Genomic DNA, 20,567 nt, shown 5'->3' on the forward strand with positions numbered 1-20,567 from the left:
ATGATTCGTAACGTGCTGGTCGCTGGCCTCTTGCTGGCGGCAACGCAGGCCCAGGCGGCCTGGGAATGCAGCGTTAAACCACAGGATGATGTGGTCATTAGCCCACAAAACGTGCAGGTTGTTGGCGCAAACGGCAATCTTGTGATTTCGCCGCAGGGCGATGTGCAGTTCAACGGGCAAAAAATCACGATGAACGCCGCCAGTCGTCAGCAGGCCATTAATTACCAAAATGCGTTACGTCGCGATCTGCCGTGGATCGATAACGGTGCCACCTCCCGTCTGGAGAAAGGTCGGCTGGCGCTGGATAAGATCATCACTGAGCAGGTAGGGGAATCAAGCCGCTTGCACAGCCGACTGGCCACGCTGAATGCCCAGTTAAAAACCCAGATGAACCGCATTATTGAACATCGCAGTGACGGACTGACGTTCCATCACCAGGCGATCGATCAGGTTCGTGCCGATGGGCAGCAACTGGTGAATCAGGCGATGGGCGGTATCCTGCAGGACAGCATTAATGAGATGGGGACGAAAGCCATGACCAACGGTGGCGGCAGCGGGCTGCAGGGGTTGATGGGTAACCTTGGTGGTCTGCAGAACGCCATTCAGAGCGAATGGAATAATCAGGAAACGGACTTCCAGCAGTTTGGTAAAGACGTCTGTAACCGGGTTATCTCGCTGGAAAAAGACCGTAAAACGCTGGTTAAATCATTTAACTAACCCGTTTTATGTCCTGCCCTGTTAAGAAGGGGCTGAATCATCAGCCCCGTTTTGTCTCAGTCGCCGTTAGCTTCTTTGGTCACGGTCTTGTTACCGGCGACATAGTTATAGATCACCAGCAGCGCAAAGATGCCCGTAATAATCATGGTAATGGTGCCTTTATCGAGGAACCTCGCCATATTACCCAGCAGAATCCCTGTCACGCCAAAGTCCGTATCGGAGAATGTGGTATTCGTCAGACCAATCGCACCCAGCACAGGCAGTAACGCAACCGGCAGGAAGGTAATCAGAATACCGTGTGCAAAGGCGCCAATCATCGCACCCCGCTTGCCGCCCGTCGCATTGCCAAAGACGCCCGCCGTCGCCCCGCAGAAAAAGTGCGGCACCACGCCGGGCAAAATCAGCACCCAGTGCAGCTGCCCAAGGATAAACAACCCGACGAGTCCACCGATAAAGCTGGAAATAAAGCCGACCAGAACGGCATTGGGCGCATAGGGAAACACGATAGGGCAGTCCAGAGCAGGACGCGCGCTGGGCACCAGCTTCTCTGAAAACCCGGTAAAGGCCGGTACAATCTCCGCCAGAATTAAGCGCACGCCCTGCAGGATAATAAAGACCCCGGCAGCAAAGGTAATGGCCTGCACAAACGAATACACCAGATAGTTTTGACCATGGCTGAACTGACTTTCAACATACTCTCTGCCCGCCGAGACGGACAAAATAAAATAGATGATCATCATGGTCAGAGAGATGGAGATGGTACTGTCGCGCAAAAAGCTCAGGTTTTTGGGCATGTTCATCTCTTCGGTGGACTTTGAACCTTTGCCCACTATAGAGCCTATCCAGCCTGACAGGACATAACCCACCGTGCCGGTATGAGCCAGCGCAACCTGATCGTGACCGATAATTTTACGCATATAGGGCTGAGCCAGGGCCGGGAAAAAGGCCATCAGCATGCCCAGCGTCAGCGAACCGGTATAAATCAGCTGCACACCTTCAAAACCGGCAACGGACAGAATAATGGCAATCATACAGGCCATATAGAAGGTGACGTGGCCAGAGAGATAGATATATTTCAGGCGGGTAAAGCGGGCGACGGTAATGTTTGCCACCATGCCGAACGCCATAATCAGCGTGGTAGGCGCGCCGTATTTCGCCAGCGCGATGGATACCATCGCTTCGTTATTAGGAATAATGCCCTGAACGTTGAATGCGTGCTTAAAAATATCGCCGAGCGGCGTCAGCGAGCCCACCAGAACGGTGGCACCGCCTGCCAGCACTAAAAAGCCCAGAATCGTTTTTACCGTTCCCTTTATCACATCCGGCAACGGCTTGCGCTGCGCGATCAGGCCGAACATCGCGACTAACCCGACCAGAATCGAAGGGACTTTCAGCACATCGACAACTACCAGTAAAAGGTTTTGTATAAACATAATAACCTCAGCGGTAAGTGTTCTTATCAAAGGGGATAACGGTGTTATTTGTTGAAGTAGTCGCGAATTTTCTGCTCAACTTCTTTCAGGTCGATGATGTTGTTGATGATAATGACTTTTTCCGGGGGCAGATTAGCGCTGTAGGCAATGTCTTTTGCCATCACGAATACATCTGCGACGTCCGGCGTCACCGAGCCGAGGTCGGCATGTTCGACCTCCGCCGTCATATCAATCGCTTTAAGCACTTTTTTGATGTTCATTTCCATCATGAAGCTGCTTCCCAGGCCTGAACCACACACTGCCATAATTTTCATAACTACCTCTTCTTATTTGAAATTGTTAACTGATAAGGTCGTCTGCCAGCAGAACCGTGCACAGTTCCTGCTGGCTTTGTGCGTGATAAACGCGTTGCATGATGTCCTCGTCTGTCAGCACTTCAGCCAGCTGCGAAATCATCTCGATATGGCTGTTGCTGTCAGGGGCCGAGAACATAAAAAGGATGTCGACAGGATCGTTTTCATCAGCATCAAAGTTGACAGGGGTTGCCAGTTTCACGACGGACAAGCCCAGTTTCTTCGCGCCCTGTTCAGGACGCGCATGTGGCATCGCGATTCGGGGGGCGATCACGAAGTAGGGGCCGGTCTCTTCTTTGAGCCGGACGATGGTGTCAATGTAATCCTGCGAAATGGCGCCTTCACGGCAGAGAGGATTACCGGTGACCTGAATCGCCTCTTTCCAGTCGGAAACGCGCTCAATGTATTGAATTTTTTCAGCATTCAGCCATTGGGTAAGATTTGCCATACGGTGTCCTGGATAAAAAAGTTGGGCCAGCAGGCAGGCTGCTTGTCATTGCAAGATGTACAGTCAGCTTTTTGCCTTTTTTAGGCGGTCAACCTGTTTGTTTTTCCTGATTCTCTTCCACACACGTCAGGGTAGATAAAAAGTCAAAACCAGTTATTTGATTAGTAATGACTTTTATTGCTAAAGCAGGCGTCAGTTCTGACAATTGCCTGTTGCACAAATTTATTTATACGTATAGACATGTTTAACGTGTCTAGTCATCTTGATGATGCACCTCGACCTGTACAGATACAATATGCAAGAATCAATTCTGGCTGGACAGGCGACACTGGAGTGCAAAATCGTTAGCTGGATCACACTGGTTCCTGTCTCACTCATACGCAGTGACGGAAATCAGGCATACAGGCGATGCGGCGGCGCACCGCAGGCACGGGCTTACTATTCGGGAACAGCGTGATGTTCGATGGCATAACAGAGAAACAAAAAGAGGTTGTCGACTATATTCTGACCAAGATCATGCAGGACGGACTGCTGCCGGGCGACAAGCTGGATACCGAAATTGCGATAGCAAAGAACATCGGTATCACCCGGGCGACGGTACGGGAAGCAACCCGTATTCTGATTGAGCAGCAGCGTATTTATCGCGTGAAGGGGTCGGGACTGTTTGTCGGTTCTATCGGCAAGAGCAATCACGCCGGCCGGTTCCATGCGCTTTCGCCCTTTGATTATCAGGCTCATAAAAAAGGCCATAAAGCGGTCAGGAAGGTGCTCACTGCCAGCATCATCAAGGTGCCCGGACCGGAGATGGCGCAGGCGTTACGTATCAGAAACAGCGATCAGATATACAAAATTCTTCGACTGATGTGCTTTGACGATATTCCCGTGGCGCTGGAATATATCCACCTGCCTGTCAGCCTGTTCAGCAGCATGGAGTTTGGCCGGCTGGAAATCTCGAAATACTCTTACATTGAACAAATCACCGGCAAAAAGATTCAGCGCCGCGACCAGCAGCTTAATGCGATTAACGTGACCGACAGTGAGCAGCTCAGACTGCTGAATTTTAGTGCGAATGAGGCGGCGTTGGAGATTAATGAGACGGTTTATCTGGATGATGGCATGCCCTGCGAGGTGAACATTGCCATCATCAATACCCGGTTGTTGCAACTGAGACAGAATACTGAGCGCGGATAAGGATTCGGCCTCCTTCATACAGCCGCAGTTTGCACGCCGAACCCGAAGCGCGTTACTCGTCGGCCAGGAACAGTTCCAGTAGCGAGTTCAGAAACAGTTTGCCCTTCTCGGTAATTTGCCAGATGTCCGCTGTTTCAGTGATGTAACCTGCGGCAATAGCCTGATCGAGCTGTGGACGAATCAGCGCTTCATTCAGCCCGGTATAGCGGCTGAAGTCCGCGCGTGGCGCAGGCTCCAGCAACCGGAAACGGTTCATAAAGAACTCGAACGGCTTGTCACTGTCTGCTACCTCGTACTGTTTATCGAGATAGTTGCCCTTCATAAAACCCCGCGGATGGCGCACTTTGACCGTGCGAACAATACGGCCATCGGGTTGGGTCAGCTTGCCATGGGCACCACAGCCAATCCCTAGATAATCGCCAAAACGCCAGTAATTCAGGTTGTGCTCACAGCGGTATCCCGGTTTGGCATAGGCCGATGTTTCATATTGCTCATAACCGGCAGCGGTCAGCAGCTGATGTCCCTGCTCAAAGATGTCCCACAACGCATCGTCGTCGGGCAATTTAGGCGGACGTGAGCCAAACAACGTATTCGGTTCGATGGTCAGCTGATACCAGGACAAATGCGGAGGATTAAGCGCGATCGCCTGACGCAAATCGTCCAGCGCTTCCGTCAGTGACTGGTCGGGCAAACCGTGCATCAGATCGAGGTTAAAGCTGCGCAGGTTCAGGCCCTGCGCCAGCGCCGCGGCGCGCTTCGCTTCCTCGGGACCATGGATGCGACCGAGACGTTCCAGCTTCTGCGGGCTAAAGCTTTGTACCCCAATGGAGATGCGGTTAATCCCGGCGCGCTGATAGGCGCTGAAACGGTCGGCTTCGACCGTGCCTGGATTCGCCTCCATCGTAATCTCCGCCCCTTCTGCCAGCGTCAGGCGCGCGCGTACGCCATCCATCAGCATCTGCATCGCGCTACTGCTTAACAGGCTTGGCGTTCCGCCACCGATAAATATCGTGCGCACGTCACGTCCGTGAATCAGCGGCAGATCGTTTTCAAGATCGCGCAGCAGGTGCTGCACATACTCAATGTGCGGCACCTCATCTTTTAACGCGTGAGAATTAAAATCGCAGTAAGGGCATTTCTGGACGCACCAGGGAATATGGATATATAAACTCAGCGGGGGTAAATCAGGCATTACGCATCGCTTCCAGTAACAGCGTCAATGCTTTACCTCGATGAGAGACTTTTCCTTTCTCTGCTTTTGTCAGCTCGGCGGCGGTTTTACCCAATGCCGGAATGTAGAACACCGGGTCGTAGCCGAAGCCGCCTTCACCGGCTGGGGTGCGGGTGATTTCGCCGTCCCAGGCGCCGTGAAACACCAGCGGCGTGGGATCGGCAGCGTGACGTAAATACACCAGCACGCAGTGGAACTGGGCCTGACGCTGTCCGTCCGGGGTGCTTTCCAGCGCCTGAAGCAGCTTTTCCAGGTTCTGTTGGTCACTGGCGTCGTCACCGGCATAGCGGGCCGAATAAATGCCCGGTGCGCCGCCCAGCGCGTTGACGGCCAGCCCGGAGTCATCTGCGATAGCGGGCAGCCCGGTCACCTGCGCGGCATGGCGCGCTTTCAGGATGGCGTTTTCAATAAAGGTCAGGCCGGTCTCCTCGGCGGATTCAACGCCGAGGTCGGTTTGCGCCACGATATCCAGACCAAAGGCGGAGAGCAGATCCGCCAGTTCACGGACTTTGCCGGGATTACCGGTGGCAAGAACAACTTTTTGCATAACAGTTCCAGTTTGGTTCATTTACAGCAAATACCAGAGACCCGGGAACAGGTCCATGCCGAGGAAATTCAGGGCATACAGCACCAGAATGACGATCATGGCGGAGAAGTCGATGCCGCCCATCGCGGGCAGAATGCGGCGAATCGGCGCCATTAACGGCTCGGTCAGCTGAATCAGCACATAGTCCATCGGACCGCGGCCCTGGCTGATCCAGCTCATCAGGGAACGGATAATAATGACCCAGAACACCAGATAACCGGCGGATTTCAGTAGCGACAGCAGGCCGACCAGCAAGTTAGCGGGATCGACAGAGAACACGCCGACCTGAATCAGCAGCAGAAGCGGATATTTCAGCGTAGTGAGCACAAACGCCAGCAGCAGAGAAGCCGTATCAATCGGACCCAACGCAGGCAGAATGCGACGCAACGGTTTCACAATCGGCTGAGTGATCTTCACGACAAACTGGGCAAGCGGATTATAAAAATCGCAACGTGACCACTGCATCCAGATGCGCAGCAACAGCACCATGACGTAGAGATCGATTAGCGTTTTTACCAAAAACGTCATTGTTAACATGAAGTTCCTCAATTATTGTTGTGAAGGCTGTGTGTAATCACGTGCGCCAAATATTGCGGTGCCAATGCGCACCAGGGTGCTGCCTGCGGCAATCGCCGCCTCCATATCATCACTCATTCCCATCGACAGCGTATCAACATCACTATAGTGCTGTTTTAACTGGTGAAATGCATCAGCCATTTGCTGGCATACCGCCAGCTGTTTCTGATAATCCTGTTCGGGTGCCGGAATCGCCATCAGCCCGCGCAAACGCAAACGCGGCATCGCGGCAATAGCCTGCGCCAGTTCGTCGACGGCCTCCAGCATGATGCCAGATTTGCTGTTTTCGTCACTGATATTTACCTGAATCAGCACATTGAGCGGTGCCAGATGTTCAGGCCGCTGATCGTTAAGCCGCTGTGCAATCTTCAGACGATCAAGGGTGTGGCACCAGGCAAAGTGTTCTGCCACCAGTCGGCTTTTATTGGACTGCAGCGGGCCAATGAAGTGCCATATCAGATTGGGATGTGAGGTCAGCGCCTGAACCTTTTCAACCCCTTCCTGAACGTAATTTTCCCCGAACGCGAGCTGACCCGCCGCCGCCGCTTCTTCGACTGCGCTCGCAGGTTTCGTTTTGCTCACTGCAAGTAGCGTAATTTCTTCGGGAGCCCGGCCGCAACGCGTTGCAGCAGCGGCGATTCGCTGGCGGACTTGCTGTAGGTTGTGCTGGATTGAAGTCATAGTCGGGAGAACACAATGAATCTGGATGAAATCGTGGCGCTTAGTGTAAAGCATAACGCTGCCGATCTGCACCTTTGTAGCGGACATTTGCCGTACTGGCGGCGTCAGGGCAGGCTGGAGCCGCTGCCCGATCGGTCTGCGCTGTCACCTGACTGGATGGCGCAGTTTACGTCGGTGTGGCTGGACAGCGAACAGCAGCAGCAACTTAAGCGGGAAGGGCAACTGGATTTCGCGTTGACCCTGGCGGCGGGACAGCGCCTGCGCGCCAACCTGTTTATGCAGCGTAACGGGCTGTCTCTGGCGCTACGCACCATCGCCAGCGAATGCCCGACGCTGACCGATCTGCGCGTACCGGAAGGGGTGCAGGCGTTACTAAAGAAACGGGACGGACTGATATTAATCACCGGGGCGACGGGCAGCGGTAAGTCGACCACCCTCGCGGCAATGGTGGATGCGATTAACCGGCAGCAGGCCCGCCATATCCTGACCCTGGAGGACCCGATTGAGTTTATCCATCGCAGTCAGCAATCCCTGATTCAACAGCGTGAAGTCGGTGTGCATTGCCGGAGTTTCAGCCAGGGCCTGAAAGCCGCACTCAGGGAAGATCCTGACGTTATTATGCTGGGGGAACTGCGCGACAGCGATACCATTCGTCAGGCGCTCACGGCCGCAGAAACCGGCCATCTGGTGCTGGCCACGCTGCACACGCGCGGTGCGGTGCAGGCGGTAGACAGGCTGGTGGATGTGTTTCCTGCGGAAGAAAAAAATCTGGTGCGCACTCAACTGGCAAGCAGCCTCAACGCAGTGATCGCGCAGCAACTGGTGCCAGCCTGTGATGAGAAGAGGACCGGGCTGTTTGAAGTATTGATGGCGACCAGTGCCGTGGTCAATCTGATTCGGGAAGGCAAAATGCATCAGATTCCGGCGCTTCTGCAAACCGGCGCTCGGGCCGGGATGCAGACGTTCGAACAGAGCCGCGCAGCCCGTCAGGCTGAAGGGGTCATTCGCTAGTGAGTGTCGAACCAGTCCTGCAGGATAATGGCCGCTGACTGTGAATCGACCGACCCTTTGTTCAGCGCACGGTAACCGCCACGCTCAAACAGGCCCGCACGAGCTTCAACGGTACTGAGGCGTTCGTCCTGCAGCTCCACGCGAATGCCGAAACGCCCGTGTAAGCGGTTGGCAAACTTGCGCGCACGCGCGGTCAGTGGCTGTTCGCTGCCGTCCATATTAAGCGGCAATCCCACCACCACAAAATCAGGCTGCCACTCTTTCAGCAACTTTTCGATTTGCAGCCAGTCAGGCGTACCGTCCTGTGCTTTGAGGGCACTTAACGGACGGGCGCTGCCCGTCAGCTGCTGCCCGACGGCAACGCCAATGCTTTTGGTGCCGAAGTCGAAGCCTAACAAGGTTTGGTGTGTCATCAGGCGTGACCTGCATCGCTGGCCATATTGTGAATATCCACCCCGATGCTTCGTGCCGCTTCGCGCCAGCGCTCAGCGATGGGCGTCTGAAACAGAATATTGCTGTTTGCGGGGGTGGTCAGCCAGGCGTTTTCCATCAGCTCATTTTCAAGCTGATCTTTTTCCCAGGCACAATAGCCCAGCGCCACCAGAACATGATCGGGCTGATCGGCGGTACCTATGGCTTCCAGGACATCGCGTGATGTCGTGATCACCGTGTTGTCTGAGACACGGATGCTGGAGGTAAACGTGCGCTGGGCAGAGTGCAGGATAAACCCGCGATCTTCTGCCAGCGGGCCGCCGCTGAATACCGGCTTATCCAGGTTGATTGCCGGATCGCGGTTTTCCTCGGCAATCTTGAGCTTTTTCAAAATGCCTTCAACCGTCAGGTTTTCCATAGGCTTGTTAATAATCAGCCCCATTGCCCCTTCTTCGTTGTGCTCGCAAATGTAGACCACAGAACGTTTGAAAAAGGGATCCTGCAACGCTGGCATGGCAATCAAAAAGTGATGCTGTAAATTCATTCTCACATGCTTTACCAAAGATAACCGGTGCGTAACGTCAGCACCGGTGTTGGGTTGATCACGGAGCATGGTCCCAGCGTTATGCTGAGCCCAGACGCTTCTCAATGGCATCCATCAGCATACCGGTGATGGACACAGGGAAAGCGGCCTCGATTTCACGAATGCATGTTGGGCTGGTCACGTTAACTTCTGTCAGTCTATCACCAATAATATCGAGTCCGACAAAAATCAAGCCTTTGGCTTTAAGCGTGGGTCCGACTTTGCGGGCGATCGCCCAGTCACTTTCGCTCAGCGGGCGCGCTTCACCGCGTCCACCGGCGGCCAGGTTACCACGGGTTTCACCGCCTTGAGGGATACGCGCCAGGCAATAGGGAACGGGTTCGCCATCGACGACCAGTACGCGTTTGTCGCCCTCTTTGATCGCTGGCAGATAATTTTGCACCATGCAGTAGCGGCTTTCATGCTCTGTCAGCGTTTCGGCGATTACGCCAAAGTTTGGGTCATCCTGCTTCACGCGAAAGATGGATGCGCCACCCATGCCGTCCAGCGGCTTCATAATCACATCGCCATGCTCCTGCCAGAATGCACGGAGTTGCTGCTTCGAACGGGTCACCAGCGTATCCGGCGTAAATTCGGCAAACCAGGCGGTATAGAGTTTTTCATTGCAGTCGCGCAGGCTTTGCGGCTTGTTAACGATCAGCGTGCCCTGTTCTTCGGCACGTTCCAGAATGTAGGTGCAGTAGATGAATTCGGTATCGAACGGTGGGTCTTTGCGCATCAGGACGACATCAAGATCGGCCAGTTTGATCTGCTGTTCGCTGCCAAACTGGTACCAGCTCGCGGCATTCTGTTCCACGCTGAGCAGGCGCGTGCGGGCAAAGGCCACGCCGCCGCGCAGGGAGAGATCGTTCATCTCCATATAGTGAATTTCGTAGCCCCGGCGCTGGGCTTCCAGCAGCATTGCAAAGCTGGAGTCTTTCTTAATGTTGATGGATGCGATCGGGTCCATCACGATGCCAAGCTTAATCATTATTCTCTCCTGAAGGAGGCGGCACTAACCGTCTCGTTCCGTTCGGGCAAAAGGGGCTGATCTTTCAGGCTGGCGGTGAGGCTGCATGACCTGAACGTGCTAAAAGTATCGCTTAACCCAGGTCGCCAAACCTCACCTGAAGTGCCGTAATGGCCGTCAGCGCGGTGGTTTCGGTGCGTAAAACGCGTGGGCCAAGCAAAATATCCGTAAATCCATGCTGTGCCGTCATGGCAATTTCTTCAGCGGACAGCCCACCTTCCGGGCCAATCAGCAACCTGACGCGCTCGACCGGTTGGGGCAAGGTGTTAATACTGTGGCTGGCGCGCGGATGCAGATTCAGTTTTAACCCACTTTCCGCTTCACTGCACCAGGCTTCCAGCGTCATCGCCGGACGGATTTCCGGTACCCGGTTACGGCCACACTGTTCACAGGCGGCAATCGCAATCTTTTGCCATTGCTGAATTTTTTTCGCCAGACGTTCGGCGTCCAGTTTGACACCACAGCGCTCAGAAAACAGCGGCGTGATAACATTAACGCCCAGTTCGATTGATTTCTGGATGGTAAATTCCATTTTTTCGCCACGCGACATCACCTGACCGAGATGGAGATAAAGGGGCGATTCACGATCGTCTGTCTGACTCGTTGTGATGGATACTTTTACACGTTTTTTATCAACTTGCGTGATTTCTGCTGCGAAAGTCAGATTACTGCCATCAAACAGTTCCAGATGCTGTCCACTGGTCATGCGTAATACGCGACCAACATGGTTAGAGGCATCGTCATCCAGTGTAATCTCACTGCCAACATGCAGCGGCTGTGAGTGAAAAATGCGAGGTATGCGCATAAAGTACCTGAGAGCAAAACGCCGCGCGATCCACGCGGCGAGGCCGTAAAGACAGTTAGTTTAGGGCAGGGATTTTAACGCTTGCAAGCTTCGAGCACATAAGGATTGTGATTCCCCTGTACCCGTGCGATACGTTGGTCTCGCTCGCATTCCCACTGGCTGACCGGATAGAGCTTGTTCCAGGCCGTAAATAGCTGGGTTTGCTGGCGCGACAAGCGCAGATGATATTGATCGCGCATATAGAAGTAGGTGCGCGCGATGGCACCGCGGGCCCGTTCTGGTGGCTCTGCCTGTTTGTTTTTAAAATCAATGTGCATGCTGCACTGACCATATTGCTTCTCTGTCCCGTTCCACTGGCTGTAAGCAAAGTTACCCCGGTCGCCGTTTACTTCACCTATTGCCGGTTGCAGATTGTGCAGATCGGTCTCCATATGGCGATAGTCGGCATCTTTACTGCAGTTTTTGCGTCCACCATTCTGCCAGCACTGACGTTGATGACCGAACTCCCAGGCAGGCATCACGTGCTCCCACTCGATGCGCGCGGCACGGTTGGCATTTTTACGCGGTTGATAACCGCAGCTGCTCAGATCAGGTTCGCCCTTTTTACCGTGCCAGGTCATTTTGCAGCCGCAATAAAAACTGCCCGGTGCATCGGCATTAATCTCGGCCGCATAAGCTTTTGCCTGCTGAAAATTATTCTGATGGTAATTATTCAGGTTAAGCGCGGTAGCATGAAAGGAGGCCAGCAGCAGCGCGGCGGTCATGATTATTTTGCGAGACATATTCCAGTTATCACCTTGATCCTAAAAAGGGCGGCAGGGTACCAGAATGCGGGGGCAGGCGGAATGAGAATCCGGTCAGGATGGAAGGAAAAGGCCGGCTTTTAATACGTTGCCGCAATGGACACAGCGGTATTCGCTTTCGCCGCGAATCACGCGATTATGACGCCGTACGGTAAGGTGGTGCTGCTGGCACTGACAGCGGTAGGCAAAGGTGCGACTACGGACGGACGCGACTTCAAAACGGTGGGTACGCTGGGCCGGAACACCGAGGACGGTTTCCATCATCCACTTCCACTCTTTCCCGTGCGGTGCCACGCGACCAAAGGTCTTCCACACCAGCAAATGGGCCAGTTCGTGAGGAACGACTTCATCAATAAACGCCTGTTGGTTCTCCAGCAGCAGCACAGGATTGAGGCGAATCTCCCATTTTTCCAGCCAGGCGGTACCGGCGGCGGTGCCCCGTTGATGATAAACCAGCGTGGGCTCAGGGTAGGTGCGTTCAAGCGTGCGATTAGCGCGCTCAAGAGCATCACGCAGGGCGCGCATAACGGCTTGTTGCAGGGCAATCGGAAGACGAGGTGTTTTCATGGCGCTCAGCATAAGCGCCGCAGAGGCGGAACTCAATATGAATGCGCGGGGCAAAGATGGCGATGCCCGTCTGTCACGACGGACATCGCCACGGCTTAATGGAACTGCGCGACGGTTTGTGCCAGCTGGCGGGCCTGATCCTCAAGCGAACTGGAGGCCGCCGACATCTGCTGAACCAGTGCCGCATTTTGCTGAGTCGTGCCGTCCATTTCATTAACGGCAATGGTGACCTGAGCGATACCGCGCGCCTGTTCATCGGATGCGGCAACAATTTCACCGATGATGCGCTGCACGGATGAAACGGCATTTGTCATTTCATGCATGGTTTTGCCCGCATCATTGACCAGCACAACGCCATTCTCGACGCGCAGCGCTGACTCTTCAATCAGGGCGGCGATGTCCTTTACGGCACTGGTGGTGCGCTGCGCCAGGTTACGCACTTCTGAGGCCACCACGGCAAATCCGCGTCCCTGTTCCCCTGCACGTGCCGCTTCAACGGCGGCGTTAAGCGCCAGAATATTGGTCTGGAAAGCAATGCTGTTAATCAGCGTGGTGATATCACCAATTTTCTGCGAGCTTTCATCGATCTTCGCCATGGTTGTCACGACCTGATCCACCAGCGTTTCGCCACGGTTAGCGATACGGGTGGCATTTTCCGTCAGGCCTGTCGCCTGTTGTGCGTTGTCAGCGTTCATACGAATGGCCGCGCTAATCTGTTCCATGCTGGCCGCAGTTTCCTCCAGGGCGGCAGCCTGCTCCTCAGTTCGGGAGGACAGGTTCAGGTTGGCGCTGGCGATTTCGCCCGCGCCCTGCTGGACAGAGAGGCTGGCATCTTTGATTTGGCCGACCATCGTCCTAAGCTGTGACTGCATGGTACTCAACGCGTAGAACAGACTACGGCTATCGTCGGGCGCAACGCCAATGCTGTTGTTTAACCGCCCCTCAGCCACAGCCAGCGCGATACGCGCAGCCTCTGCCGGTTCACCACCCAGCGGGCGCATCACTTTGCGACTGAACAGCAGCCCCAGTACGGCACCCACCGACAGGATGCTGATGATCATCAGCCCGATTGCCCAGTACAGCTGGCGGTCAGCGGCCGCCATCACCTGACTGACGGGCGCCACGATCCCGACATACCAGGGTTTATCACTCTTCCCAACGCGCACGGGATACCACGTATACATGGCCTGTTCTTTGAGCACCGGATCGTATTGCTCCGTCACGTTGGTACTGGTGCTGTTTACGTTCCCCGGCCATTTCTTGCCCGCTTCACTTGTATCGGGGGAGGAAATCACGTTACCGCTGTTCGAAATCAGCAGCGCGTAACCGGTGCCTTGCCAGGGTTTGATCTGGTTGATTTTTTTCTGGATAGACGACAGCAGAATATCCGAGCTGACGACCAGTTTTAGCTTATCGTTCACCATGACAGGCGTGGCGACTGAGGTTAACCACTCGGGTTTCGCACCATCATAGGCGAAGCTGTAGGGTTCAATCAGCGTGTCTTTAAGCGTTTCTTTCGGCAGCAGATAGTAATTGCCCGCACCGGGTTGTAAAAAATCCAGCGCCGGATTCATTTTAAAATGCCCGTCTTTATCCCGATCAATATACCAGGCATAGCGCCCCTCGGGTGGCATTCCCTGCTGGCCGGCGAAAGCACTGTCACGACCGTCGAAGGCGTTGGGTTCGAACACCACGGTCATCGATACAAAGTCAGGATTTTTCTGCAGGGCATATTCCATGAGCTTATGGGCAACGTTGCGATCGGTCACGCCGGCCGCAGGCAGCGCGGCAAGGCTTTGCCCCAGGTTTTGTGCCGCGTCCAGTGCATGTGTCAGTTCCTGTTGAATTTGTCCGGCATGGCTGGCAGCAATTTGTTGCAGGTAGTCAGCGGCCAGAGATTTTTGCGCTTTTGAAGACTGCCAGCTGAGCAATCCGATGGTCGCTGCAAAGCCCACGACAATCGTCATTCCCCCTGCCAGCAGCATCTGAGCCCGGGTGCTCATTGTCTTTTTAACGCTGGGGTTGTTCATTGGATTTCCTGATGAAAATAAAGTCTGAAAACGGGTTTTTATAAGGGAAACGTCAGGTCATTTATCGGCGTATATTTTTTCGACTTTAACGAAAGAAAAGCGAAGCGGGGCGGCGCAAGCCAGGCGTGGCAGGGTTTTAGCGTGAATACGCTGAGCTGTTGGCGTGGGTAAAGGGTTAAAAAAAGCCAGTCAGTTTACACTGACTGGCTTTCACGGGCGCGGGCGCGAAGGAATTTACTGGCCGATATCGCGCAGTTTTTTACCCGCCATCAGGTTACGTTCAATATGTTCCAGCGACACGTTTTTGGTCTCCGGAATGAGCATAACGGTGAGCACAATAAAGAACACGTTCAGCAGCGCGTAAACCCAGAAGGTCGGTGCATTACCCAGCGTGTTCAGCATGGTCAGGAAGGTTGCGCCAACGATCATATTGGCAATCCAGTTGGTGGTGGTTGAAACCGTGATACCAAAATCACGCCCTTTCAGCGGCTGAATTTCGGAACACAGTACCCAAATCAACGGACCGGCTGACATGGCGAAGCCCACGATAAACATCAGCAGCATACCAATGGCGAAGTACTGCGCGCCTGGTGTATGGATGCCCATGTGCAGCATAGTGCCCAGGATGCCCATACCGGCAGCCATGACCAGAAAGCCCAGAATCAGCGTAGGCTTACGGCCCCAGCGATCCACCAGGCCAATGGCGATGAAGGTGGCCAGTACGTTAACCAGACCGACAATAACCGTTCCCCACATCTGCTGAGTCGTATTCGCAAAACCGGCGATCTCAAAGATTTTCGGCGCGTAATACATGATGACGTTCATCCCGGTGAACTGCTGCATCACCTGAAGCAGAATGCCGAGGAAGACCGCGCGGCGGAAGTTGGCGTTATTGGTAAACAGACCCCAGCCAGACTGCTTCACTTTCAGGCTTTCGCGGATCTCATCCAGTTCGCGTTTTGCCTGTTCACTGGTGTCACGCAGACGATCCAGAACACGCTGTGCGTCGCGGAAGTTGCCTTTCGCCGCCAGCCAGCGCGGGCTGTTCGGCAGGAAGAACACACCAATCAGCAGCAGAATGGCAGGGATCGTGATCACGCCCAGCATCCAGCGCCAGTTTCCGGTAAAGCTAAATGCGGTATCGGAGAGATACGCACCCAGAATACCGATGGTAATCATCAGTTGGTACAGCGAGATCATGCTGCCGCGGATTTTCTCTGGTGCGATTTCAGAAAGGTAAAGTGGCGCGGTATACGAGGCGACACCCACGGCGAGACCTAACAGGACGCGCGCGCAGATCAACATTTCTGGATTAGGTGCCATCGCTGACCAGAGTGATCCAATGACAAACAGAATCGCACCGGCCATCAGGCTTTTTTTACGGCCCAGACGTGATGACATCCAGCCGCTGCCGATAGCACCAATGGCTGCACCAAACATCATGGAGCTGACAATCCACTCCTGTTGGTGGGCAGTAACATTAAAGTCCTTAGCGATAAAGGGCAGGGCACCTGCGATAACGCCGATATCCAGCCCAAAGAGCAGGCCTGCGAGCGCTGCCAGAAAGCAGACAAATAAGGTCATTGCCTTATTTGAGGTTCTGCTTTTATGTGAGTTGCCAGGCATGGTTGCCTCCAAATTATCCATCATTGTTGTTATCGATGTTAAAAAACCTTATCTGGGTTAAAAGTGAGCCCGATCACATTGATGTAATCGCTTACACATGCTGAAACCCTGAAATCCAGCATTTACAACCCAGAAAGGTCAAGTAACCAGTGAGGTATAGTACCCTCGAAGTTTCTGACAATGTCCTGATTAACGCCTATCAGATGACGCTGAAAATAACGCATTTTTAAAAGAATAACTACGGCGATAAATTCCTAAATAGCCGATATTTAAAGCGTTTCAAATTGTAATCGTTAACACAAGGGCAGGGTACAAACTGAAAGAAAGTGTAGTTGAGTTAAAAAAATGTGCCGCAGGAAAAAAGCGGAGGACGAATGCGGGATAAAGCCCATAAAAAAGCCCCGCCATCGGGCAGGGCTTTCAGGTGCACTTACTCACCAATGCTTACAGACCAGCAGCCTCGCGCAGCTGTGCCGCTTTGTCGGTTTTTTCCCATGGGAAATGTTCGCGACCAAAGTGACCGTAAGCGGCCGTTTCTTTATAGATTGGGTGCAGCAGATCCAGCATCTGAATCAGACCGTATGGACGCAGGTCAAAGAATTCACGGACCAGCAGCGTCAGTTGTTCAGTAGAGACTTTCTCGGTACCAAAGGTTTCCACCATGATAGATGTCGGCTCTGCCACGCCGATGGCGTAGGAAACCTGAATCTCACACCGATCGGCCAGGCCAGCCGCCACGATATTTTTGGCAACATAGCGCGCAGCGTACGCCGCGGAGCGGTCAACTTTTGAGGGATCTTTACCTGAGAATGCGCCGCCACCGTGACGCGCCATCCCGCCGTAGGTATCGACAATGATTTTACGACCGGTCAGGCCACAGTCACCCATTGGACCGCCGATAACAAAACGGCCGGTAGGGTTGATGTGGTATTTGGTGGACGCGTTCAGCCACTCAGAAGGCAGTACCGGCTTGATGATTTCTTCCATCACCGCTTCCTGCAGATCGTTCTGGCTGATGGCTTCGCTGTGCTGAGTCGAGAGCACGACCGCGTCGATGCCTACAATCTTGCCATTGTCATACTGGAAAGTGACCTGGCTTTTCGCATCCGGGCGCAGCCATGGCAGCGTGCCATTTTTGCGGACTTCAGCCTGACGCTGAACCAGACGATGCGCATAGGTTACCGGGGCGGGCATCAGCACGTCGGTTTCGTTGGTTGCGTAGCCGAACATCAGGCCCTGATCGCCTGCACCCTGTTCCAGCGGATCGCTGCGGTCAACGCCCTGGTTGATGTCCTGAGATTGTTTACCGATGGCGCTTAACACAGCGCAGGAATTGGCATCAAAGCCCATATCGGAATGAACATAGCCGATTTCACGTACGGTATTACGGGTGATTTCTTCGATATCAACCCAGGCGCTGGTCGTGATTTCGCCGCCGACCAGAACCATACCGGTCTTCACGTACGTTTCGCAGGCCACGCGCGCTTTAGGATCCTGCTCCAGGATCGCATCAAGCACCGCATCGGAAATCTGGTCAGCGATTTTATCAGGATGTCCTTCTGATACGGACTCGGATGTAAAAAGATGTTTAGCCATTATGTTCTTTACCTTACCAATGGTTTGAGTTCGACTGCGTAGCGCAAGTGAGTGTTAGCTGACTTAACGCCCCTTAAGGCAAAGCCGAGAGCAGTCAGGTAGTGTCAGCACGCCAGGCCAACACCGCCTGGATATTAACCTGTTTAGATGGAAAACCATCTGGACGTCTATTTTAGGTTACGAGATGAGCGAATTACCAGCCCTTTTTTCTGATGCACTGCCGGCCTGGTGCTGAGTAGTGAATAATGCTGCGGGCAGGGCCAGCATTAAGCGAATAATCTCTTTGCATTTTTCAGGCGCAAATTGTATAAAACGCCGCTGCGTTTGCAGCAGAAAAAGGATGACGCGCTATCGCGTCGCGCCCGTCAGACCACTGTCTGGCTTTCACCCTGATGGTTTGCCACATGACGGCGTCATGTGCGGAGGTGATACACGTCATGAGCCTTATCTTCTCCTTCACGGCTTCTTTGCGTGCTGGCTTTGCGTCAGCGTTATCCTGTTTCCCGTCTTTATTTCTTTCCTGCCACCCTTTTATTCGCTTCGGTAATTATCCCGACACAAGCGCTGGCTAACCTCTGACACGTCAACGTGGGCAAGTGGCCCGACCGACGTGGTGTGAATTATTCGCGGCCCTTTTTTCCCCTGTCGTGGCGGAGTGTTTTACACTTAGGTCATGCAAGGGGATTATCTGGGCGCGTGACGCTGACAGAGCATGACGTAATATGTGGCAACGAATTTCCCTACATCCGGCTGTTGAGTCGGATTACAGTATTATCTTTCAACGGAAAATTGAGGTTCGTGATGTCTGACGGCATGAAGAATATCAAGGGTTCGTCAGCTGGCGAACAAGGTGCTCTCCGCTCTATGCAGGAGGTGGCGATGAACGATCAGGACGCCAGCCTGATGCTGCGGACCTATAACATTGCCTGGTGGGGCAATAACTATTATGACGTGAATGAACTGGGTCATATTAGTGTCTGTCCCGACCCGGATCGCCCGGACGTGCGCGTTGATCTGGCAAAACTGGTGAAAGAACGTGAGGCGCAAGGCCAGCGTCTGCCGGCGTTGTTCTGTTTTCCGCAGATCCTTCAGCACCGCCTGCGCTCAATCAACGCCGCGTTCAAACGCGCGCGTGAATCCTATGGCTATACCGGTGACTACTTCCTGGTTTATCCCATCAAGGTTAACCAGCACAAACGCGTGATTGAATCGCTGGTGAACTCCGGTGAGCCGTTGGGCCTTGAAGCCGGATCAAAAGCGGAACTGATGGCGGTGCTGGCGCATGCCGGCCACACCCGCTCAGTGATTGTCTGTAACGGTTATAAAGATCGTGAATACATTCGTCTGGCGCTGATCGGCGAAAAAATGGGGCACAAGGTTTATCTGGTTCTGGAGAAGATGACCGAAGTGCGCCTGGTGCTGGAAGAAGCGGAACGCCTGAATGTGGTGCCGCGCCTCGGCATACGTGCGCGTCTGGCGTCGCAAGGTTCCGGTAAATGGCAGTCGAGCGGTGGCGAGAAATCCAAATTTGGCCTGTCTGCCACGCAGGTGCTGAAGCTGGTTGAAATCATGCGCGAAGCCGGACGCATTGACAGCCTGCAACTGCTGCACTTCCACCTTGGCTCTCAGATGGCGAATATTCGCGATATCGCCACCGGCGTGCGCGAGTCGGCACGTTTTTACGTGGAGCTGGCGAAGCTGGGCGTCAACATTAAGTGCTTCGACGTCGGCGGCGGCCTGGGCGTGGATTATGAAGGGACGCGTTCACAGTCTGACTGCTCGGTAAACTACGGGCTGAATGAATACGCTAATAATGTTATCTGGGCCATCGGTGCCGCCTGCGACGAACACGGACTTGAACATCCTACCGTCATCACCGAGTCCGGTCGCGCCGTAACGGCGCACCATACGGTGCTGGTCTCTAACATCATTGGTGTTGAGCGGAACGAATTCAGCAAACCTGAAGCGCCCGATATCGATGATGCGCCACGTCCTATCCTGAGCATGTGGGAAACCTGGCAGGAGATGCACGAGCCGAATACGCGCCGCTCTCTGCGTGAATGGCTGCACGACAGCCAGATGGACCTGTTTGATATTCACACCGGCTATTCGTCAGGCATTTACAGCCTTAAGCAGCGCGCCTGGGCTGAACAGCTGTACCTGAGCATTTGCCATTATATTCAGCAGCATCTGGATCCCAGCAACCGCGCACATCGCCCGATTATTGATGAGCTGCAGGAGCGCATGGCGGATAAGATCTATGTGAACTTCTCGCTGTTCCAGTCGATGCCGGACGCGTGGGGCATCGATCAGCTGTTCCCGGTGCTGCCACTGGAAGGCCTGAATAAAAAGCCCGAACGTCGGGCCGTGCTGCTGGATATCACCTGTGACTCCGATGGCACCATTGATCATTACGTGGATGGCGACGGCATCGCGACGACCATGCCGATGCCGGAATATGATGTGGAGAACCCACCGATGCTGGGCTTCTTTATGGTCGGCGCGTACCAGGAAATTCTGGGCAACATGCACAACCTGTTTGGTGATACCGAAGCGGTGGATGTCTTCGCATTCCAGGATGGCGAAGTGGAAGTACAGCTTTCCGATGAAGGCGATACCGTGGCCGACATGTTGCAGTATGTGCAGCTGGACCCCAATGAGCTGATGACGCTGTTCCGTAAACAGATTCAGACTTCTGAACTGGACGAAGACCTGCGTGAGCAGTTCCTGCAGGAGTTTGAAAGCGGTCTGTATGGCTACACGTATTTAGAAGACGAATAACGCCCTGCGAAGCGCTTGCAGCCGGGCGGGACATTGTTGATAATCGGCGGCAACACATCCCTTCCTCGTCGGGCCTAACGACGCGGA

Annotated in this window: 20 protein-coding genes; 4 read left to right on the plus strand and 16 right to left on the minus strand. The window is 54.0% G+C overall.

What is annotated here, in order from left to right; all coding sequences use genetic code 11:
* Positions 1 to 717, plus strand: a complete 717-nt coding sequence (locus GC087_RS04960; protein ID WP_006120862.1) for a YggN family protein — start codon at positions 1 to 3, stop codon at positions 715 to 717.
* A 56-nt stretch (positions 718 to 773) separates the two neighbouring features.
* Here the strand turns inward: GC087_RS04960 and GC087_RS04965 are convergent, their stop codons facing one another.
* Genes GC087_RS04965 through GC087_RS04975 form a run of 3 tightly spaced genes read right to left on the minus strand, consistent with a single transcriptional unit; the run spans position 774 to position 2,951 of the window.
* Positions 774 to 2,150, minus strand: a complete 1,377-nt coding sequence (locus GC087_RS04965) for a PTS ascorbate transporter subunit IIC (protein ID WP_324029845.1) — start codon at positions 2,148 to 2,150, stop codon at positions 774 to 776.
* 44 nt (positions 2,151 to 2,194) lie between these two features.
* Entirely contained in the window at positions 2,195 to 2,464 is a 270-nt protein-coding gene (locus GC087_RS04970) for a PTS sugar transporter subunit IIB (RefSeq protein ID WP_006120860.1), read from the minus strand.
* 25 nt (positions 2,465 to 2,489) lie between these two features.
* Positions 2,490 to 2,951, minus strand: a complete 462-nt coding sequence (locus GC087_RS04975; RefSeq protein ID WP_054633250.1) for a PTS sugar transporter subunit IIA — start codon at positions 2,949 to 2,951, stop codon at positions 2,490 to 2,492.
* 456 nt (positions 2,952 to 3,407) lie between these two features.
* Here GC087_RS04975 and GC087_RS04980 point away from each other — a divergent pair, with 456 nt between their 5' ends.
* Positions 3,408 to 4,142, plus strand: a complete 735-nt coding sequence (locus tag GC087_RS04980) for a GntR family transcriptional regulator (protein ID WP_039339294.1) — start codon at positions 3,408 to 3,410, stop codon at positions 4,140 to 4,142.
* Positions 4,143 to 4,194: 52 nt separating this feature from the next.
* Here the strand turns inward: GC087_RS04980 and hemW are convergent, their stop codons facing one another.
* The 4 genes from hemW to GC087_RS05000 are packed head-to-tail and all read right to left on the minus strand — an operon-like array spanning position 4,195 to position 7,216.
* Positions 4,195 to 5,334: a radical SAM family heme chaperone HemW gene (hemW, locus tag GC087_RS04985; RefSeq protein ID WP_033739660.1), complete on the minus strand. Its 1,140-nt coding sequence runs from the start codon at positions 5,332 to 5,334 to the stop codon at positions 4,195 to 4,197.
* Complete coding sequence (locus GC087_RS04990) at positions 5,327 to 5,920, minus strand: XTP/dITP diphosphatase (RefSeq protein ID WP_006120856.1); 594 nt, start codon at positions 5,918 to 5,920, stop codon at positions 5,327 to 5,329. The genes hemW and GC087_RS04990 overlap by 8 nt, the downstream gene beginning before the upstream one ends.
* A gap of 21 nt (positions 5,921 to 5,941) precedes the next feature.
* The gene (locus GC087_RS04995; RefSeq protein ID WP_006120855.1) at positions 5,942 to 6,496 is read right to left on the minus strand and encodes a YggT family protein; all 555 of its coding nucleotides are present in this window, start codon (positions 6,494 to 6,496) and stop codon (positions 5,942 to 5,944) included.
* 12 nt (positions 6,497 to 6,508) lie between these two features.
* Positions 6,509 to 7,216 carry a YggS family pyridoxal phosphate-dependent enzyme gene (locus tag GC087_RS05000; RefSeq protein ID WP_039339277.1) on the minus strand — a complete coding sequence of 236 codons (708 nt, stop codon included), beginning with the start codon at positions 7,214 to 7,216 and terminating at the stop codon, positions 6,509 to 6,511.
* A gap of 15 nt (positions 7,217 to 7,231) precedes the next feature.
* On the opposite strand from GC087_RS05000, the gene GC087_RS05005 reads away from it, so the two are divergent.
* The gene (locus tag GC087_RS05005) at positions 7,232 to 8,227 is read left to right on the plus strand and encodes a type IV pilus twitching motility protein PilT (RefSeq protein WP_054633201.1); all 996 of its coding nucleotides are present in this window, start codon (positions 7,232 to 7,234) and stop codon (positions 8,225 to 8,227) included.
* Here GC087_RS05005 and ruvX read toward each other — a convergent pair.
* The 9 genes from ruvX to metK form a co-directional block, all read right to left on the minus strand.
* Complete coding sequence (ruvX, locus tag GC087_RS05010) at positions 8,224 to 8,640, minus strand: Holliday junction resolvase RuvX (RefSeq protein ID WP_006120852.1); 417 nt, start codon at positions 8,638 to 8,640, stop codon at positions 8,224 to 8,226. The genes GC087_RS05005 and ruvX overlap by 4 nt on opposite strands.
* Positions 8,640 to 9,203, minus strand: a complete 564-nt coding sequence (locus GC087_RS05015; RefSeq protein ID WP_033739653.1) for a YqgE/AlgH family protein — start codon at positions 9,201 to 9,203, stop codon at positions 8,640 to 8,642. Before GC087_RS05015 ends, ruvX begins: the two co-directional genes overlap by 1 nt.
* Before the next feature lie 79 nt (positions 9,204 to 9,282).
* Positions 9,283 to 10,233 (minus strand): glutathione synthase, encoded by a 951-nt coding sequence (gene gshB / locus GC087_RS05020; protein WP_058708975.1) that lies wholly within the window; start codon positions 10,231 to 10,233, stop codon positions 9,283 to 9,285.
* A 112-nt stretch (positions 10,234 to 10,345) separates the two neighbouring features.
* Entirely contained in the window at positions 10,346 to 11,077 is a 732-nt protein-coding gene (rsmE, locus tag GC087_RS05025) for a 16S rRNA (uracil(1498)-N(3))-methyltransferase (RefSeq protein WP_006120849.1), read from the minus strand.
* Between the two features lie 74 nt (positions 11,078 to 11,151).
* Complete coding sequence (gene endA / locus GC087_RS05030) at positions 11,152 to 11,859, minus strand: deoxyribonuclease I (RefSeq protein WP_039339282.1); 708 nt, start codon at positions 11,857 to 11,859, stop codon at positions 11,152 to 11,154.
* A 75-nt stretch (positions 11,860 to 11,934) separates the two neighbouring features.
* Positions 11,935 to 12,447, minus strand: a complete 513-nt coding sequence (locus GC087_RS05035) for a SprT family zinc-dependent metalloprotease (protein WP_152999677.1) — start codon at positions 12,445 to 12,447, stop codon at positions 11,935 to 11,937.
* Positions 12,448 to 12,542: 95 nt separating this feature from the next.
* Positions 12,543 to 14,477, minus strand: coding sequence for a methyl-accepting chemotaxis protein (locus GC087_RS05040; protein ID WP_054687090.1), 1,935 nt, complete (start codon positions 14,475 to 14,477; stop codon positions 12,543 to 12,545).
* A 234-nt stretch (positions 14,478 to 14,711) separates the two neighbouring features.
* Positions 14,712 to 16,103 carry a sugar porter family MFS transporter gene (locus tag GC087_RS05045; RefSeq protein ID WP_006120845.1) on the minus strand — a complete coding sequence of 464 codons (1,392 nt, stop codon included), beginning with the start codon at positions 16,101 to 16,103 and terminating at the stop codon, positions 14,712 to 14,714.
* Between the two features lie 444 nt (positions 16,104 to 16,547).
* On the minus strand, positions 16,548 to 17,699 hold the full coding sequence (gene metK / locus GC087_RS05050) for a methionine adenosyltransferase (protein ID WP_006120844.1): 1,152 nt from the start codon (positions 17,697 to 17,699) through the stop codon (positions 16,548 to 16,550).
* An 801-nt stretch (positions 17,700 to 18,500) separates the two neighbouring features.
* Here metK and speA point away from each other — a divergent pair.
* Entirely contained in the window at positions 18,501 to 20,480 is a 1,980-nt protein-coding gene (gene speA, locus GC087_RS05055; protein WP_033739647.1) for a biosynthetic arginine decarboxylase, read from the plus strand.
* The last annotated feature ends 87 nt before the right edge of the window (positions 20,481 to 20,567 follow it).

Origin of the sequence: Pantoea sp. JZ2 (assembly GCF_035191405.1) — a bacterium.
GTDB lineage: Bacteria > Pseudomonadota > Gammaproteobacteria > Enterobacterales > Enterobacteriaceae > Pantoea > Pantoea stewartii.

What these genes read in the sequence shown, in the direction of transcription:
- GC087_RS04960 (WP_006120862.1), top strand. Translation starts at nt 1, where the DNA reads ATGATTCGTAACGTGCTGGTCGCTGGCCTCTTGCTGGCGGCAACGCAG.
- GC087_RS04965 (WP_324029845.1), bottom strand. Translation starts at nt 2,150, where the DNA reads ATGTTTATACAAAACCTTTTACTGGTAGTTGTCGATGTGCTGAAAGTC.
- GC087_RS04970 (WP_006120860.1), bottom strand. Translation starts at nt 2,464, where the DNA reads ATGAAAATTATGGCAGTGTGTGGTTCAGGCCTGGGAAGCAGCTTCATG.
- GC087_RS04975 (WP_054633250.1), bottom strand. Translation starts at nt 2,951, where the DNA reads ATGGCAAATCTTACCCAATGGCTGAATGCTGAAAAAATTCAATACATT.
- GC087_RS04980 (WP_039339294.1), top strand. Translation starts at nt 3,408, where the DNA reads ATGTTCGATGGCATAACAGAGAAACAAAAAGAGGTTGTCGACTATATT.
- hemW (WP_033739660.1), bottom strand. Translation starts at nt 5,334, where the DNA reads ATGCCTGATTTACCCCCGCTGAGTTTATATATCCATATTCCCTGGTGC.
- GC087_RS04990 (WP_006120856.1), bottom strand. Translation starts at nt 5,920, where the DNA reads ATGCAAAAAGTTGTTCTTGCCACCGGTAATCCCGGCAAAGTCCGTGAA.
- GC087_RS04995 (WP_006120855.1), bottom strand. Translation starts at nt 6,496, where the DNA reads ATGTTAACAATGACGTTTTTGGTAAAAACGCTAATCGATCTCTACGTC.
- GC087_RS05000 (WP_039339277.1), bottom strand. Translation starts at nt 7,216, where the DNA reads ATGACTTCAATCCAGCACAACCTACAGCAAGTCCGCCAGCGAATCGCC.
- GC087_RS05005 (WP_054633201.1), top strand. Translation starts at nt 7,232, where the DNA reads ATGAATCTGGATGAAATCGTGGCGCTTAGTGTAAAGCATAACGCTGCC.
- ruvX (WP_006120852.1), bottom strand. Translation starts at nt 8,640, where the DNA reads ATGACACACCAAACCTTGTTAGGCTTCGACTTCGGCACCAAAAGCATT.
- GC087_RS05015 (WP_033739653.1), bottom strand. Translation starts at nt 9,203, where the DNA reads ATGAATTTACAGCATCACTTTTTGATTGCCATGCCAGCGTTGCAGGAT.
- gshB (WP_058708975.1), bottom strand. Translation starts at nt 10,233, where the DNA reads ATGATTAAGCTTGGCATCGTGATGGACCCGATCGCATCCATCAACATT.
- rsmE (WP_006120849.1), bottom strand. Translation starts at nt 11,077, where the DNA reads ATGCGCATACCTCGCATTTTTCACTCACAGCCGCTGCATGTTGGCAGT.
- endA (WP_039339282.1), bottom strand. Translation starts at nt 11,859, where the DNA reads ATGTCTCGCAAAATAATCATGACCGCCGCGCTGCTGCTGGCCTCCTTT.
- GC087_RS05035 (WP_152999677.1), bottom strand. Translation starts at nt 12,447, where the DNA reads ATGAAAACACCTCGTCTTCCGATTGCCCTGCAACAAGCCGTTATGCGC.
- GC087_RS05040 (WP_054687090.1), bottom strand. Translation starts at nt 14,477, where the DNA reads ATGAACAACCCCAGCGTTAAAAAGACAATGAGCACCCGGGCTCAGATG.
- GC087_RS05045 (WP_006120845.1), bottom strand. Translation starts at nt 16,103, where the DNA reads ATGCCTGGCAACTCACATAAAAGCAGAACCTCAAATAAGGCAATGACC.
- metK (WP_006120844.1), bottom strand. Translation starts at nt 17,699, where the DNA reads ATGGCTAAACATCTTTTTACATCCGAGTCCGTATCAGAAGGACATCCT.
- speA (WP_033739647.1), top strand. Translation starts at nt 18,501, where the DNA reads ATGTCTGACGGCATGAAGAATATCAAGGGTTCGTCAGCTGGCGAACAA.